Raw genomic sequence first — 15,635 nt, 5'->3', positions numbered from 1 at the left:
TTTCTCCCTGTTTACATGGTTAGTTCGAGTGATCCTTGGCGCGTCTGCCGCGCGACGGAATTCAAACAAAATTTCAAACGTCCGAAGCACTTGAGACGATGTGCGGCGTGACGTACAGCGACGGGGGACACTATTGAAGGGCCCATCCGATGTCCAATCCAGACAAGCCCAACGTGACGGTGACGCGGTGGTGGTGGGTTCGCCACGCACCGGTGCGCAGCGACGGCGGCAACATCTACGGACAAGAGGACATCGACTGCGACACCGGCGACGTCGAAGTGTTCGAGGCGGTCGCCAAGATGCTGCCGCGCGATGCGGTCTGGTATTCGAGCAATCTGAAGCGCACGCACAAGACCGCTGAAGCGATCTGGGCCGCCGGCTTTCCGAAGCCGGCCAATATGACGCAGGAACGCGACTTCGCCGAGCAGCATCTCGGCCAGTGGCAGGGCATGAACCGCGCCGCGCTGCTCGCGAGCCAGCCCCCCGCCAGAAGCTGGTTTGCCGACGTCAACGAGCCCGCGCCCGGCGGCGAGAGCTTCATGGATCTCTACACGCGGGTTTGCCGCACGATCGTGCGGATCACGGCTGCGGAGCCGGGCAAGAACATCATCGCGGTCGGCCATGGCGGCGTGATCCGGGCTGCGGTCGGTCTCGCGCTCGGCGGCCAGCCCGACCGGGGCCTGTCCTTCGACATCGACAATGTCTCGGTGACGCGGCTCGATCACATCGCGGGCATCGGCCTGTCGACCTGGCGGCTGCCGATGGTGAACCAGCAGCCCTGGATCGCCGATCCCCGCCACGCCGCGATGCATCAGCCGTCCGGACCTGAAGTCCGGCCGGCGAGCAAGCTTGCGTGATTGCTGCTATCGCAACGCCGGAACGCTGCCTAAGCTGAACACAGAATTCAAACGCCTTACATCAGGGAGAGAAACATGACCTTGTTCGACATGAAGGGAAAAGTCGCCGTCATCACCGGTTCGACGCGCGGCATCGGGCTGGCCATTGCCGAGCGCATGGCCGAGCACGGCGCCAAGGTCGTGATCTCCTCGCGCAAGGCCGACGTCTGCGAGCAGGTCGCGGGCGACATCAACGGCAAGTTCGGCAAGGGCACCGCGGTTGCGATCGCCGCCAACATCTCGTCGAAGGAAAACCTGCAGAACCTGGTCGACGAGAGCAATCGCGCCTTCGGCAAGATCGACGTGCTGGTCTGCAACGCGGCGTCGAACCCGTATTACGGTCCGCTTGCCGGCATCTCCGACGATCAGTTCCGCAAGATCCTCGACAACAACATCGTCGCCAACAACTGGCTGATCTCGATGGTGGTGCCGCAGATGATCGAGCGCAAGGACGGCTCCATCATCATCGTGTCCTCGATCGGCGGCCTCAAGGGCTCGACTGTGCTCGGCGCCTACGCGATCTCCAAGGCCGCCGACATGCAGCTCGCGCGCAACCTCGCCTGCGAATATGGCAAGCACAATATCCGCGTGAACTGCATCGCGCCGGGCCTGATCAAGACCGACTTCGCCAAGGCGCTGTGGGACAATCCGGACACGCTGAAGGCCTCGACCGCGCGCTCGCCGCTGCTGCGGATCGGCGTGCCCGACGAGATCGCGGGCGCCGCCGTGTTGATGGGCTCGCGCGCCGGCGACTTCCTCACCGGCCAGACCATCGTGATCGACGGCGGCGCGACGATCAGCTGAGGCCGATCTCGTGTCCCGGACGCGGTGCGGCGCGAAGTGCCGCTCCGCAGCGCCGGGACCCATGAGGACGTGCACGATTGGATCGAGGTAGGCCCCGGCTCAACAACGCACCGCTCGCGCGCTGCGTTGCATCCGGGGCACGAGACTTATTCAACCGCCGCGTACACGCCGTTGCGTACCAGCGAGCGGGTATATTCGCGCTGGCCCGGACCCTGCATCATGAAGACCGCGATCAGGTCTTCGCTCGGATCGATCCAGAAGAACGTGCCGGCCATGCCGCTCCAGAAGTATTGGCCGACCGAGCCGGAGAACGGCGCGATGCCCTGCTGCATGCGCACCGCGAAGCCGAGGCCGAAGCTGTGGCCGGGCGACACCAGCGTGCCCTGGACCTTGACGCTGGCGCCGAGGTGATCGGAGGCCATGAATTCGAGCGTCTTGCGGCCGATGATCCTGGTGCCGTCGAGCGCGCCGCCACCCAGCAGCATCTGCGCGAAGCGGGCATAGTCCATCGTGGTCGACACCAGACCGCCGCCGCCGGATTCCATCGCCGGCTTCTCCAGCATGTTGAACAGCTGCACCTTCTCGTTGGTCCAGGGATCGTTGGCAAACGCCTCGGCGAGCCGGCCGGCATTGGCTTCCGGTGTGTGGAAGGCGGTCTCGTTCATCTGCAGCGGCGAGAGGATGCGCTCGGTGAGGAATTCGCCGAGCGGCTTGCCGCTGACTACCTCGATGATGCGACCGAGGATGTCGGTGGAGCGGCTGTAGTTCCACTCGGCGCCGGGCTGGCAGATCAGCGGCATGCCGGCGAGCATGGTGGCGTGCTCGGCATTGGTGATCTTGCGGCTGCGCAGCCGTGACTGCTGGTAGAGCTGCTGCACCGGGCCGTTGCCGGTGTGGTCATAGGTCAGGCCGGAGGTGTGGCGCAGCAGGTCCTGGATCGTCATCTGCCGCTGCACCGGGACCAGCTCGAGCTTGCCGTTGTGCTCGACGCCGACCTTGGTCTCGGCGAATTCGGGGATGAATTTCGCGACGGGGTCGTTGAGCAGGAAGTGGCCGTCCTCCAGCAGCATCATGATGCCGACCGAGACGATCGGCTTGGTCATCGAGAAGATGCGGAAGATCGTGTCATGCGTCATCGGCGCAGAGGCCGCCGGGCTTTGCCGGCCGATGGCGTCGAACCAGCCGATCTGGCCGCGCCGCGCCACCAGCACCGTGAAGCCGGGCGCGGTTCCCTTGTCGACCTCGCGCTTGAAGGTGTCGGACAGCGCCTGAAGCCGTGCGCTCGACAGTCCGATCGATTCGGGTTTGGCGAGGGGGAGGGACGGGGTGGTTTGGCTGGCGGCGTGCTTGGTGGCGGTCTGGGCGTTCATGGTCTCTCCCGGGTTCTTGATTCTTGCGGCGGAGCGCCGACGTGGAGTGATGGCCGAAGTCTGGCGCAGAAGTTTTGCAATGAACAGAAGCTTCACCGCTTCGCCCTTGCAAACCGGCCATGCCCTGTGCTTGAAACGGCGCGAACCGGCGGCGACGCAGGTTCCCTGCAGGAGTGTAGCTCAATTGGTAGAGCACCGGTCTCCAAAACCGGGGGTCGCAGGTTCGAGCCCTGCCACTCCTGCCAGCTTTTCCCTAATCATTTGAACGTGTTGGCCGAGGTCCTGGACCCCGGCCATGATTTGTATTCGCTCACTTGATGAGCGGGCAGCCGCCGTCCTTCAGCGGCCGGAACGCCTGGTCGCCGGGCACCTCGGCGAGCACCTTGTAGTAATCCCACGGCGCCTTCGATTCCTCAGGTTTCTTGACCTCGAACAGGAACATCGAGTGCACCATGCGGCCGTCCTCGCGGACCACGCCATTGTCGGTGAAGGCGTCGCGGACCGGGGTCGCGCGCATCTTCGCCAGCACCGGCTTGGTCTCCTTGGTGCCGGCGGCCTTCACCGCGTTGAGGTAGTGCAGGGTGGCGCTGTAGGTCGCGGCCTGGTTCATCGTCGGCATCCGCTTCATGCGCTCGAAGAAGCGCTTGCCGAAGGCGCGGGTACGGTCGTTGAGATCCCAGTAATAGGCCTCGGTGATGATCAGGCCCTGCGCGAGCTTCAGCCCGAGGCTGTGGATGTCCGAGATGAACATCACGATCCCAGCCAGATTCTGCCCGCCCGCGACGATGCCGAATTCGGCGGCCTGCTTGATGGCATTGATGGTGTCGCCGCCGCCATTGGCGAGACCGACGATCTTCGCCTTCGACGATTGCGCCTGCAGCAGGAAGGACGAGAAGTCCGGCGTGTTGAGCGGATGCCGCGCGCTGCCGAGCACCTTGCCGCCGGCGGCGCGGACCACATCGCCGGTGTCGCGCTCGATCGAATGGCCGAAGACGTAGTCGGCGGTGATGAAGAACCAGCTGTCGCCGCCGTTCTTCACGATCGCGCTGCCGACGGTGTGGGCGTTGGCGTAGGTGTCGTAGGTCCAGTGCAGCGTGTAGGGCGAGCAGGACTTGCCGGTGATGTCGGAGCTCGCCGCATCCGTCACGATCATGATCTTCTCGAACTGCTTCGACATCTCCATGCCGGCGAGCGCGGTCGCCGAGGTCGGCATGTCGATGATCATGTCGACATTCTCGGCCTCGTACCATTTGCGGGTGATGGTGGCGGCGACGTCGGCCTTGTTGAGGGCGTCAGCCGTGACGAGCTCGATCGGCTTGCCGAACATCGAGCCGCCGAACTCCTCGATCGCCATCTTGGTGGCCTCGACATTCCCGGCGCCGCCGATGTCGGAATAGACCGACTGGAAATCGGTCAGCACGCCGATCTTGAGCGGCGTCTGCTGCGCGAGCGCGGGGCCCGCCAGCGCGGCAGCAATCAGGCCGACCGCGGACAGACTCGTGACGATGGATTTCATGGTGATGGACCTCCCCAGGGTGTTCTTATCGGTTTGTCCGACAAAGCTAGATTTGGCCGGTTCCGCTGTCAATTCTAGCCCAACCAGGTGCGACAATTCGGCCAAATATAGCTGGTTTGACGCTACAAATGGCTTGGCTTATGCTTTGTCCGACAAACGACAATCGGGAGCCCCGGGGAGTTGAAGATGCCCGCCACGCCGCTGTTTCGACGCATCGACGTCGCGCCGGCCTATCAGAAGGTCGCGGACGCGATCGAACGCGAGATCATCAACGGCCGGATCAAGCCGGGCGAGCCGATCGGCACCGAGCAGCAGCTCGTGGCGCAGTTCGGCGTCAACCGCTCGACGGTGCGCGAAGGCATTCGCGTGCTCGAGGAGGGCGGGCTGATCCGCCGCGATTCCAGCCGCCGCTTGCAGGCCTGCCTGCCGCGCTACAACAAGCTCGCCACGCGGCTGTCCCGCGCCCTGATCCTGCACGAGGTGACGTTCCGCGAATTGTTCGAGACCTCGATGACGCTGGAGGTCGCGAGCGTCGAGGGCGCGGTGGAGCGCGCGACCGAGGCGAACATCGCCGAACTCGCCGGCAATCTCGAGCGCAGTGCGGCCGTGGTCGGCAATCCCGCCGATCTCGCCGAGCTCGATGCGGAATTCCATGTGCTGATGGCCAAGGCCTCGCAGAACCGCGTGCTGCAGCTTGCCCGCGAGCCCGCCGCGCAGCTGTTCTTTCCGACCACCGAGATGATCGTCGGCCGCGTGCCGGAGGGCGGTGCGCGCCTGGTCGAGGCGCATCGCCACATCCTCGATGCGATCAAGGGGCGCGACAAGGAGGCCGGCGTGCTGTGGACGCGGCGGCACCTGCAGGATTGGCGGCGCGGCTTCGAGAAGATCGCCTCGCTCGATCGCTCGGTCGAGCACACCTACATGGAACACGCCTACGCCGCCCGGCAATAGGGACGGCGCGGCGAAGACGACAACGACAAAAAGCACATTCGGGAGGGACATATGAGCGGAGACATCGCAGCAACCATCCAGCGCGCCCGCGAGCACAGCATCGGCGATCTGTTGCGCCGCTCCGCCAAGCGTTACCCCAGCAAGACCGCGCTGATCTGCGGCGAGGTGAGCTGGAGCTTTGTGGAGATGGACGCGATCTGCAATCGGCTCGGACGCGGCTTGCTCGCGCTTGGCATTGCGAAGGGCGACCGCGTCGCGGTGCTGTCGCGCAACTCGCATGGCTTTGCCGCGCTGCGCTTCGCGGTGGCGCGGATCGGCGCGATCCTGGTGCCGATCAACTTCATGCTCAATCCCGACGAGATCAATTTCATCCTCGCCAATTCCGGCGCAAAGCTGCTGGCGGTCGGCCCAGACTTCGTAGAGACCGCGCACGCGGCCGCCGCCAAGGGCTCGGCGGTCGAAACCCTGATCTGGCTGCCGGGCGAGGATCCCGCCGCCGCGCCTGAGGGCATCACGACGTTCGACAGCCTGCTGCACAGCGATGCCTCGGCGCCGGATGCCGCGGTCGACAGCCGCGATCCCGCGCAGATCATCTACACCAGCGGCACCGAGTCGCTGCCGAAGGGCGCGATCCTCACCCATGAAGCCGTGATGTGGCAGTATGTCAGCTGCATCATCGACGGCGGCATGGCGACCGACGACATCGTGCTGCACGCGCTGCCGCTGTATCATTGCGCGCAGCTCGACGTCTTCCTGGGGCCCGCGATCTATCTCGGCGCCACCAGTCTCATTACCGGCAAGCCGGTGCCCGACAACGTCCTGGCGCTGATCGCGGCCCACAAGATCAATGCGTTCTTCGCGCCGCCGACGATCTGGATCGCGATGCTGCGTTCCCCGGCGTTCGACCGCACCGATCTGTCGTCCCTGCGCAAGGGCTATTACGGCGCCTCGATCATGCCGGTCGAGGTGCTGCTCGAATTGCAGCGGCGGCTGCCCGACGTAAAATTCTGGAATTTCTACGGCCAGACCGAGATCGCGCCGCTCGCGACCGTGCTGGCGCCGGCGGACCAGCTGCCGAAGGCGGGATCGGCCGGCAAGCCCGCGATCAATGTCGAGACGCGGGTGGTCAGGCCGGACATGACCGACGTCGAAGTGGGCGAGGTCGGCGAGATCGTGCACCGCTCGCCGCATCTGTTGTCCGGCTACCACAACGATCCGGTCAAGACCGCGGCGGCGTTTGCCGGCGGTTGGTTTCATTCCGGCGATCTCGCGACCGTCGATGCCGACGGCTACATCACGGTCGTCGATCGCGTGAAGGACATGATCAAGAGCGGCGGCGAGAATGTCGCAAGCCGCGAGGTCGAGGAGATGATCTACCGGCTGCCTGCGGTGTCGGAGGTCGCGGTGGTCGGGCTGCCCGATCCGCGATGGATCGAGGCGGTGACCGCGATCGTGGTGGCCAAGGCGGGCGAAAGCCTCGACGCCGAGGCCGTGATCAAGCACTGCGCGGCGTCGATGGCCCATTTCAAGGTGCCGAAGCGGGTCATCTTCGTGGATGCCCTGCCGAAGAACCCGAGTGGCAAGCTGCTGAAGCGCGAACTGCGCCAGCGCTATGTCGGCGGCAGCACGCTGGACCAGGCGGTCCAGAAGAGCTTTGCCGGCTAGGCCGGCTATTGGCCGGCTGTTGCCGGCGCCTTGTCGGACCATTCCGGCGGCAAGCCAAGCTTTCCGGCAGCCATGCCGATCAAGCCGGGGTTGCGGCCGAACGCCTCGCAGACCGCATATTTCGGCTTGCCGCCGAGCGAGGCGCCGATCTTGTCGAATGACGGCAGCTCCGGCACCTTTCCGAACGGCGTAGCGCCGGTGACGACGAGCTTGCTGAAATCGTCGCTGAAGGAGGACGCAAGATCGTAGGCGTCAGCGGCGCTCGAAGCCCTCGGCGTGTTGGTGAATGAATTTGCGCCGCGGGCCCAGACCATCGCCGCTTGCTGACGGCTGGCCGTATCGCGCACCTCGGCTTCGACGGTCAGGCTGCCGAGACCGACCGGCAGCCGCGGTATCGGCACGGGCACGTTGGCGCTGAGTGCCGTCGGCAGAAAGCCGATCACCGTGGAGGCGCCCGCGGCGACTTCGTCGGTGGGCGCCGCCTGGGTGACGAGCGCGTGCACGGTCAGATCGGCTGGCTGATCGGGAGCAACGACTTCGAGCCGATCGCTGAGGCCGACGCAGAGCGAACGGTCGATCACGTTGGCGACGAGGCGCCTCTGCTCTTGCGACAGCGTCGGCGAGGCCGGGGGCGCGAAGGTCGTCGGCATGATCCGTACCGTCTTCGCGGCGAGCACCTCGTCCTTGTTGACGTGAACCAGCGATTTCGCCAGCAGCCCGTCGGATGGCGTCAGCTTGTCGTAGGACGCCAGTGATCCGCCTCTGGTCATCGGCGCGCTGGCGCAGCCCGACAACAACGCGACCGCGACGGCGGCTCCGGCGAGCGCGGATGACCGATCGTACCGGCGATCGAGCCAAACCCGGTCCGTGCCCTGCGCGTTCGCAGCAGAGTCCGGTCGAAACTTGATTTTCATGTCACCCCTCGAACGACCGCTCACCCCAGCAACGATCGCGTGTCACGATAGGGCGGGGCCGCCGAGGCCGGGATTAAGAGATATTAAGTCAGTTATAGACCGCGAAATCGCGCGACCTATTTGAGCCACATTTGGCCGCGCAGGCTTAACAAAACGCAATATTTGCGTGGCTGCGCATCTGCGGCAGACGCCTCTAAAATGCCGTGATGCAAATCCTGGAATATGACTTCGTGACTTTGCCCGTCACCAACGCGCGCATTCTCTGCGTCGAGGACGATGCCGATATCGCGCGCATGCTGGCCGAGGTGCTGCAGGACAACGGCTTCCGACCAGTGCTGGTCGGTTCGGCCATGGAGATGGACGCACTGCTCAAGCAGGAGAGCTTCGATCTCATCGTGCTCGATGTGATGCTGCCGGGGGAGGATGGACTGAGCGTCTGCCGGCGCCTGCGCATGTCGTCCTCGATTCCCATCATCATGCTGACGGCGCGGGGCGAGGATATCGACCGCATCCTCGGCCTCGAGCTCGGCGCCGACGACTATGTCACCAAGCCGTTCAATTCGCGCGAGCTGATGGCCCGCATCCGCGCATTGTTGCGTCGTGTCGAAAGCGGCGCCGCGTCGCGCTCCCGGCCGCGTCCTTTGACCTTTGCCGGATGGCGCATCAACCCCACCACGCGCGAACTGCATGACCCGGCCGGCGTGCGCATCACGCTGACCGGGGCCGAGTTCGATCTGCTGCTGGCGTTCTGCCGCAATCCCGGCCAGGTGCTGTCACGCGAACAACTGATCGAGCAGGCCTTCGGCGGTTTGATCGCATCGGTCGAGCGCAGCGTCGACGTCCATATCAGCCGCATCAGGCAGAAGATCGAGCCGGATCCCAAGGACCGCTCGATGATCAAGACGGTGCGGCTCGGCGGCTACCTCTTCACGCCAGCGGTCGAGCAGATCTGATGCGATGGGCGCAGCGGTTGGTGCCGCGCAGCATCGCTGCGCAGATCATGAGCCTGGTCGCGCTGTCGGAACTGATCGGCATCACGCTCGCGGCGGCAGGCGTCATTTTTCTGTTCGATTCTCCCTCGGTCAATGACACCCAGAAGTTTCTTGCGGGGCGGGTCGCGGAGGTCGCACAGCTCCTGCGCTCCACGACCACGCCAACCGAAGCGGACGGGCTGCTGGCCGCGGCGAGGCGCGGCGGTCTCGATGTCAGGCGCGTCGCGTTGAGCGAACTCGTGCCCCGGACGATCGGAGAGATGCGGCCGTCCATGCGGGCGTTTCGGCAACTGGCGGCCGAGCCTGGAATTGAGTTGCTGGAGGAATTGCGTCATCCGGCAGGCTCGGCGTCACAGGTGATCGTGAAACTCGACGACGGCCACGCGCTGATGGCCGACGTCGCGACCGCCGGCGGCTTTTGGTCCTTTCTGCTTCGTCCGGCGGCCGTGATGGCGACTATCGTGTTGATCTCGATGCTGTTGCTGTCGGTCTATGCGGTGCGTTGGATGATCGCACCGCTGGCGGAATTGGCAAGCGCCGCGACGTCGTTCGGCCGCTCGCCGCGGGCTCCCGAGGTGCTGCACCGGCGCGGCCCGCTCGAAATCGCCCAGGTTGCCGACGCACTGAACGACATGCGCACCCGTATCGCTGCGCTGCTCGACGACCGCACCCGGATGCTGGCCGCCATCAGCCATGACCTACGGACGCCGCTGACGCGACTCAGGTTGCGCTCCGAGCGGGTACGCGAAGATGCACTGCGCACAGCGATGCTGGGCGATATCGCCAAGATGACGCGCATGATCAACGAGACGCTGGAGTATCTTCGCGACGATGCGCGCTCGGAGGCGCCGTCGTGCATCGACCTGCCGAGCTTTCTGCAGACGATCTGCTCGGACTTCACCGACACGGGCCACGCGGTGTCCTATTCCGGGCCGGCGCGACTGCCCTATGTCTGCCGGCCCCGTGCGCTGTCGCGGGCCGTCACCAATGTCGTGGAGAACGCGGTCAAGCACGGCAGCTTGGTCGTGGTGACGCTCCGCCTTACGGAGGCCGACCACGTCGAGATCGAGGTGGCCGACGATGGTCCCGGCATCCCGCCGATGCTGCACGACTGGGTGTTCGAGCCCTTCTTCAAGGCTGACAACGCACGACAGGAAGGCGGCTTCGGGCTAGGGCTGTCGATCGCCCAGGATATTGTCAAACGTCATGGCGGCAGCATCGCACTGAGGCTGCGGGAGCCGAGTGGATTGCTTGTATCGATGCTGCTGCCGCCGAAGCCCGCCCTGGCCTAGACGAGCGACGGTTATCTCGGTAGCAAGCGGGGATACCGCCGGGCGCCGGCTAAGTGCTTGATTCGAGAGGCCCCGTTCCGATCCGCCGGGGGCGGGGCCGGGGCGGGGCGCGACCCCGCCGACCTTGACCTTTGGCCGGTCTCGCAGTAGATACCCGACACTCGCAGCCGGCCCGCTTTGATCGCGGATATCCGGCGCGGCCTAATTCCCCGAACATTCGAGCTCGTTTATCGGCTCAACCTTCCAAACGAGGGCTGGGTCCGCAAGGTCGGCTGTTCGGATTCCTTGAAACGTTGCAAATCGTCCGGAGACGGACGCGGATCTCACGATGGCTTTCAGCCCGTTCAAATTCCTGCAGGAAGTGCGCTCGGAGACCAACAAGGTCACCTGGCCGACGCGCCGCGAGACGACCATCACCACCATCATGGTGTTCGTGATGGTGGCGCTGGCCTCGATCTTCTTCTTCGCCGCGGACCAGGTCATCCGCTACCTCATCACCCTGGTACTGGGCATCCACTGATGAGCATGGGAACTCAATTGATGGACAAGCGCTGGTACATCGTTCACGCCTATTCGAACTTCGAGAAGAAGGTCGCGGAATCGATTCGCGAGCAGGCCAAGCAGCGCGGGCTGGAAGAGCTGTTCGAGCAGGTGCTGGTGCCGACCGAGAAGGTCACCGAGGTGCGCCGTGGCCGCAAGATCGATGCCGAGCGCAAGTTCTTCCCGGGCTATGTGCTGGTGAAGATGAAGCTGACCGACGAGGCGTTCCATCTGATCAAGAACACCCCGAAGGTGACCGGCTTCCTCGGCGCTGAAAACAAGCCGATGCCGATCTCGGAATCCGAGGCGATGCGGATCCTGCACCAGGTGCAGGAGGGCGTGGAGCGTCCCAAGGCGTCGGTGTCGTTCGAAATCGGCGAGAACGTGCGCGTGGCCGATGGCCCGTTCGCCTCGTTCTCCGGCGTGGTGGAAGAAATCGACGAGGCGCGCTCGCGCGTGAAGGTCGCGGTGTCGATCTTCGGCCGCGCGACCCCCGTGGAACTGGAATTCGGTCAGGTCGAAAAGGTGGTCTGACCGGACGGCGTGGGGTATATGCGCCCTGCGTCAAGTGAGAGGCCGTGGGAGGGAGGAGGCGGTCGCCAGCCCCTTCGACCGAACCACGGAACCTGAAACCGCCGGCACCGTCCGGCACAACAGGAGTGATAAATGGCAAAGAAAGTGACCGGATACCTGAAGCTTCAGGTCCCGGCCGGTGCGGCGAATCCTTCGCCCCCGATCGGCCCCGCGCTTGGTCAGCGCGGTCTCAACATCATGGAGTTCTGCAAGGCGTTCAACGCGCAGACCCAGAAGGAAGAGAAGAATACCCCAATCCCGGTGGTGATCACGATCTACGCCGATCGTTCGTTCACCTTCGAGATGAAGACGCCCCCGATGTCGTTCTTCCTCAAGCAGGCTGCCAAGATCCAGTCCGGCTCGAAGGCGCCGGGCCGCGACAAGGCCGGCCAGGTGACCAAGGCGCAGGTGCGCGAGATCGCCGAGAAGAAGATGAAGGACTTGAATTGCGACACCATCGAATCGGCCATGAAGATGGTCGAGGGCTCTGCCCGTTCGATGGGTCTGGAAGTTGCGGGGTAACGGGCCATGGCAATCGGAAAGCGTTTGAAGAAGGCCCGCGAGGGTGTCGATCGCGAAAAGCTCTATCCGCTCGCGGACGCCATCAAGATGGTCAAGGAGCGCGCCAAGTCGAAGTTCGACGAGACGATCGAGATCGCGATCAATCTCGGCGTCGACCCGCGCCACGCCGACCAGATGGTCCGCGGCGTCGTCAACCTGCCGAACGGAACCGGCCGTACGCTGCGCGTCGGCGTGTTCGCGCGCGGCGCCAAGGCTGAGGAAGCCAAGGCCGCCGGTGCCGACGTCGTCGGTGCCGAAGATCTGGTCGAGAAGGTGCAGGGCGGTGCGATCGACTTCGATCGTTGTATCGCTACCCCCGACATGATGCCGCTGGTCGGCCGCCTCGGTAAGGTGCTCGGTCCGCGCGGCATGATGCCGAACCCGAAGATCGGCACCGTGACCATGGACGTCACCAACGCCGTGAAGGGCGCCAAGGGCGGCTCGGTCGAGTTCCGCGTCGAGAAGGCCGGCATCGTGCAGGCCGGCATCGGCAAGGCCTCGTTCTCCGAGGACAAGCTGGTCGAGAACGTCAAGGCGCTCGCGGATGCGGTCTCCAAGGCGAAGCCGGCGGGTTCCAAGGGCACCTACATCCAGCGCGTGGCGGTTTCCTCCACCATGGGCCCGGGCGTGAAGGTCGAGCCGGGCACGATCCTCGGCTGAGGTCTGTGGCCGTGACGAGTTAGACAGGGCGGGATCGGGCAACCGGTTCCGCCCTTTGTTTTGCCGGAGCGTTTTCGCGCGAAGTGGCTACGAACTCTCGTGAAGAAACCGCGCCAGGACGAGAATCTCAGGACAAGAATCCAAAGCCTCGTTCCGATTCTATCGGAACGGAAAAGGCTCCAGGTGAAGCCGCTCGCAGGAAACAACAATGCCCGATAAGGTCCTGGTCTATTCGCGCTTTCCGAGAAACGAACTGGTGCGCTTCGGCGAGCGCTACGAGCTGCTGAATGCCGCGGGCAAGCCGCCGACCGAGATGTTTCCGGCAGCGGAGCTCGGCGAGATCCGGGCGATGATCACATCAGGCGGCACGGCACTTGGCGGCGAGGCGATGGATCTGCTGCCGAAGCTTGGCGCCATCATCTGCTACGGCACCGGCTATGAGGGCATCGATCTTGCCGCCGCCGCCAAGCGCGGCATTGCGGTCGGCCACAGCCCCGGCGCCAATGCCGCATCGGTTGCCGACATCGCGGTGACGCTGATGCTGGCGGCGGTCCGCCGGCTGCCGGTCGTCGATAATTATGTCCGCAGCGGCGACTGGATCGGCGCCAAGCCGTCGCCGATGATGCGGCCGCAGGCCGGCATGCGCGGCCGCAAGGTCGGCGTGTATGGCCTCGGCGAGATCGGCCGCAAGATCGCGGCGCGGGTCGCGGCGTTCGAGACCGAGGTCGGCTATTTCAGCCGGTCACCGCAGGACGTGCCGTATCAGCACTTTCCGAGCCTCGAGGCGCTGGCCGACTGGTGCAGCGTGCTGATGATCGCGGTGCGCGCCGGCGCGGACACGGTTCACGCCGTCAACGCCGACATCCTGCGCAGGCTCGGCAGCAGCGGGATCGTGGTCAATATCTCGCGCGGCTCCGTGATCGACCAGAAGGCGCTGGTCGCGGCGCTGACCGATGGCGCAATCGCCGGCGCCGGCCTCGACGTGTTCACGAGGGAGCCGCACGCGCCGGACGAACTGACGGCGCTGCCGAACGTCGTGCTGTCGCCGCATATCGGCGGCCACACCCTGGAATCGCACGTGGCGATGCAGGACTGCGTGCTCGCCAATCTCGACGCGTTCTTCGCCGGCAAGCCGCTGCCGTATGAGGTAAGGGGCGCCTGAGCGGCTACCGGTTCCTGCCTCGGAACCGGTTCCCCGGCCGCAATGTGAAACTGGTCTGAAATTTGCTCTTGGCAAGCAGGGCGGGACCGGTTACATAGCGGCTTCCGGGCGTGCTGGCACTTGCTGGCATGTCCGTGCTCGCATTCCGAAAACCTGAGGTGATAGGAGATCATTCCTTTCCGCATGCCGCAAGGATGCTCGAGAGGAAGGAAACCCGTCGCCTCCAACGGAATGAGAGCAGGGCGTTCGGCCTCGGCCGATAGCCCGATCCTGTCCGAGACTGCAGGCGCCCGCGAGAACTTCGTGTTTTCAACGGCTTAATCGCATGGCCTGCATAGACGGGTGAAGACCGGATTTTGTGCTCCACGTCGCGGCCTGTTCGCGGCTGGGAGGCTGGTTTGGTTCGAACCTCGACAGCCCATGGCCGCAAGGCTCTGGGAGGGCAGGCTTCTAGATGTCGTCTTGCCCGGCATGTCCGAAGGGTCTTTGCACCCAACGGATCAGGTTTAGGGCGGGACGATGGGTGCAACCCGGCGGTCCTGCCTTCGCGGAAAGGCCGCCAACCGGAAAGAGCTTGCTGTGGAACGAGCGGCAAAAAAAGAGGCGGTCGGACAGCTCAACGAGGCCTTCAAGGCCACGAGCGTTGCGATCGTCGCTCACTATTCCGGCCTCACCGTGGCCCAGATGCAGAAGCTGCGCATGCAGATGAAGCAGGCGGGTGCGTCGGTGAAGGTCTCGAAGAACCGTCTCGCCAAAATTGCTCTTGAAGGCACTGACGTCGCTGCCATCGGTTCCCTGCTGAAGGGGCCGACTGTGATCGCTACTTCGAGCGATCCGGTTGCGGCGCCAAAGGTTGCCGTCGAATTCGCCAAGGCGAACGAAAAGTTCGTCATCCTTGGCGGTTCGATGGGTAAAACCGTCCTGAATGTCGACAGCGTGAAGGCGCTTGCCTCACTGCCGTCGCTTGACGAACTGCGCGGCAAGATCGTTGGCCTCCTCGTGGCGCCGGCGACCAAGCTCGCTCAGCTCTCGAACGCGCCCGCGGCCAAGCTCGCACGCGTCATTCAGGCTCATGCCTCAAAGAGCGAAGCGGCCTGACCCTTCGCTAATCTCAAAACCTGGTTCGAACCAAACGTTTAAGGAAACAGATCAATGGCTGACTTGCAGAAAATCGTCGACGACCTCTCGAGCCTCACCGTGCTCGAAGCGGCTGAACTCGCCAAGCTCCTCGAAGAAAAGTGGGGCGTCTCCGCCGCTGCCGCCGTTGCGGTGGCCGGCCCGGCTGCCGGCGGCGCTGCCGCTGCTGCGGTTGAAGAGAAGACCGAATTCAGCGTCGTGCTGGCTGCTGCCGGCGACAAGAAGATCGAAGTCATCAAGGAAGTCCGCGCCATCACCGGCCTGGGCCTGAAGGAAGCCAAGGACCTCGTCGAAGGCGCTCCGAAGCCCGTCAAGGAAGGCGTCAACAAGGACGAAGCCGAGAAGATCAAGGCCCAGCTCGAGAAGGCTGGCGCCAAGGTCGAGCTCAAGTAATGCGCGATCCGGGAGCGCCGCAGGGCGCTCCCGGGCCTGCAAACGGCGTGCGACAGGGTGTCGCGTGGCGCGCCGGACACAAGAAAGTGTGGGGATCCGTGGACTTAACCCTCGAATCTCCTTTATTGCCATCCCATATCGGGTTGGCAGCGGAAAAACACGGTAGGCGGCGGGGGCGGCAGGGCACCCGGCGGAAGCCGTTGGGAGAC

Annotated in this window: 16 protein-coding genes and 1 tRNA gene; 14 read left to right on the top strand and 3 right to left on the bottom strand. The window is 64.6% G+C overall.

Annotated elements, in window-relative coordinates; translation table 11 throughout:
* The first annotated feature begins 149 nt into the window (after nucleotides 1–149).
* Nucleotides 150–857 carry a histidine phosphatase family protein gene (locus tag ACOIX3_RS24140; protein WP_420964565.1) on the top strand — a complete coding sequence of 236 codons (708 nt, stop codon included), beginning with the start codon at nucleotides 150–152 and terminating at the stop codon, nucleotides 855–857.
* A gap of 75 nt (nucleotides 858–932) precedes the next feature.
* Nucleotides 933–1,700 carry an SDR family NAD(P)-dependent oxidoreductase gene (locus ACOIX3_RS24135; protein WP_092115009.1) on the top strand — a complete coding sequence of 256 codons (768 nt, stop codon included), beginning with the start codon at nucleotides 933–935 and terminating at the stop codon, nucleotides 1,698–1,700.
* A 146-nt stretch (nucleotides 1,701–1,846) separates the two neighbouring features.
* Here the strand turns inward: ACOIX3_RS24135 and ACOIX3_RS24130 are convergent, their stop codons facing one another.
* Nucleotides 1,847–3,070, bottom strand: a complete 1,224-nt coding sequence (locus ACOIX3_RS24130) for a serine hydrolase domain-containing protein (protein ID WP_420964564.1) — start codon at nucleotides 3,068–3,070, stop codon at nucleotides 1,847–1,849.
* A 169-nt stretch (nucleotides 3,071–3,239) separates the two neighbouring features.
* Between ACOIX3_RS24130 and ACOIX3_RS24125 the strand changes: the two genes are divergently transcribed.
* Nucleotides 3,240–3,315: transfer RNA gene (locus tag ACOIX3_RS24125), tRNA-Trp, on the top strand.
* A gap of 65 nt (nucleotides 3,316–3,380) precedes the next feature.
* Here the strand turns inward: ACOIX3_RS24125 and ACOIX3_RS24120 are convergent.
* On the bottom strand, nucleotides 3,381–4,586 hold the full coding sequence (locus tag ACOIX3_RS24120; protein ID WP_420964563.1) for an ABC transporter substrate-binding protein: 1,206 nt from the start codon (nucleotides 4,584–4,586) through the stop codon (nucleotides 3,381–3,383).
* Between the two features lie 186 nt (nucleotides 4,587–4,772).
* On the opposite strand from ACOIX3_RS24120, the gene ACOIX3_RS24115 reads away from it, so the two are divergent.
* Both ACOIX3_RS24115 and ACOIX3_RS24110 read left to right on the top strand, forming a co-directional pair.
* Nucleotides 4,773–5,537, top strand: a complete 765-nt coding sequence (locus tag ACOIX3_RS24115; protein WP_420964562.1) for a FadR/GntR family transcriptional regulator — start codon at nucleotides 4,773–4,775, stop codon at nucleotides 5,535–5,537.
* A 51-nt stretch (nucleotides 5,538–5,588) separates the two neighbouring features.
* Nucleotides 5,589–7,202, top strand: coding sequence for an acyl-CoA synthetase (locus ACOIX3_RS24110; RefSeq protein WP_420964561.1), 1,614 nt, complete (start codon nucleotides 5,589–5,591; stop codon nucleotides 7,200–7,202).
* Nucleotides 7,203–7,207: 5 nt separating this feature from the next.
* On the opposite strand, the gene ACOIX3_RS24105 is transcribed toward ACOIX3_RS24110, so the two are convergent.
* Nucleotides 7,208–8,116: a DUF3313 domain-containing protein gene (locus ACOIX3_RS24105; protein ID WP_420964560.1), complete on the bottom strand. Its 909-nt coding sequence runs from the start codon at nucleotides 8,114–8,116 to the stop codon at nucleotides 7,208–7,210.
* Nucleotides 8,117–8,322: 206 nt separating this feature from the next.
* Here ACOIX3_RS24105 and ACOIX3_RS24100 point away from each other — a divergent pair, with 206 nt between their 5' ends.
* The 9 genes from ACOIX3_RS24100 (at nucleotide 8,323) to rplL (ending at nucleotide 15,426) form a co-directional block, all read left to right on the top strand.
* The gene (locus tag ACOIX3_RS24100; RefSeq protein WP_420964559.1) at nucleotides 8,323–9,069 is read left to right on the top strand and encodes a response regulator; all 747 of its coding nucleotides are present in this window, start codon (nucleotides 8,323–8,325) and stop codon (nucleotides 9,067–9,069) included.
* A 47-nt stretch (nucleotides 9,070–9,116) separates the two neighbouring features.
* On the top strand, nucleotides 9,117–10,400 hold the full coding sequence (locus tag ACOIX3_RS24095) for an ATP-binding protein (protein ID WP_420964558.1): 1,284 nt from the start codon (nucleotides 9,117–9,119) through the stop codon (nucleotides 10,398–10,400).
* Nucleotides 10,401–10,728: 328 nt separating this feature from the next.
* Nucleotides 10,729–10,920 (top strand): preprotein translocase subunit SecE, encoded by a 192-nt coding sequence (gene secE / locus ACOIX3_RS24090; RefSeq protein WP_044538526.1) that lies wholly within the window; start codon nucleotides 10,729–10,731, stop codon nucleotides 10,918–10,920.
* Between the two features lie 20 nt (nucleotides 10,921–10,940).
* Nucleotides 10,941–11,474 (top strand): transcription termination/antitermination protein NusG, encoded by a 534-nt coding sequence (gene nusG, locus ACOIX3_RS24085; RefSeq protein ID WP_044538613.1) that lies wholly within the window; start codon nucleotides 10,941–10,943, stop codon nucleotides 11,472–11,474.
* 132 nt (nucleotides 11,475–11,606) lie between these two features.
* The gene (gene rplK / locus ACOIX3_RS24080) at nucleotides 11,607–12,035 is read left to right on the top strand and encodes a 50S ribosomal protein L11 (protein WP_066499365.1); all 429 of its coding nucleotides are present in this window, start codon (nucleotides 11,607–11,609) and stop codon (nucleotides 12,033–12,035) included.
* Nucleotides 12,036–12,041: 6 nt separating this feature from the next.
* Complete coding sequence (gene rplA, locus ACOIX3_RS24075; protein ID WP_029081784.1) at nucleotides 12,042–12,734, top strand: 50S ribosomal protein L1; 693 nt, start codon at nucleotides 12,042–12,044, stop codon at nucleotides 12,732–12,734.
* 208 nt (nucleotides 12,735–12,942) lie between these two features.
* Nucleotides 12,943–13,896 (top strand): 2-hydroxyacid dehydrogenase, encoded by a 954-nt coding sequence (locus ACOIX3_RS24070; RefSeq protein WP_420964557.1) that lies wholly within the window; start codon nucleotides 12,943–12,945, stop codon nucleotides 13,894–13,896.
* A gap of 579 nt (nucleotides 13,897–14,475) precedes the next feature.
* Nucleotides 14,476–14,994, top strand: coding sequence for a 50S ribosomal protein L10 (rplJ, locus tag ACOIX3_RS24065; protein WP_223967656.1), 519 nt, complete (start codon nucleotides 14,476–14,478; stop codon nucleotides 14,992–14,994).
* Between the two features lie 54 nt (nucleotides 14,995–15,048).
* A complete protein-coding gene (rplL, locus tag ACOIX3_RS24060) occupies nucleotides 15,049–15,426 on the top strand; it encodes a 50S ribosomal protein L7/L12 (protein ID WP_420964556.1) in 378 nt (125 codons plus the stop codon).
* Nucleotides 15,427–15,635: the final 209 nt, after the last annotated feature.

The organism is Bradyrhizobium sp. B120 (genome assembly GCF_049075665.1).
GTDB lineage: Bacteria > Pseudomonadota > Alphaproteobacteria > Rhizobiales > Xanthobacteraceae > Bradyrhizobium.
This window is presented reverse-complemented; position numbering and strand designations above follow the sequence as displayed.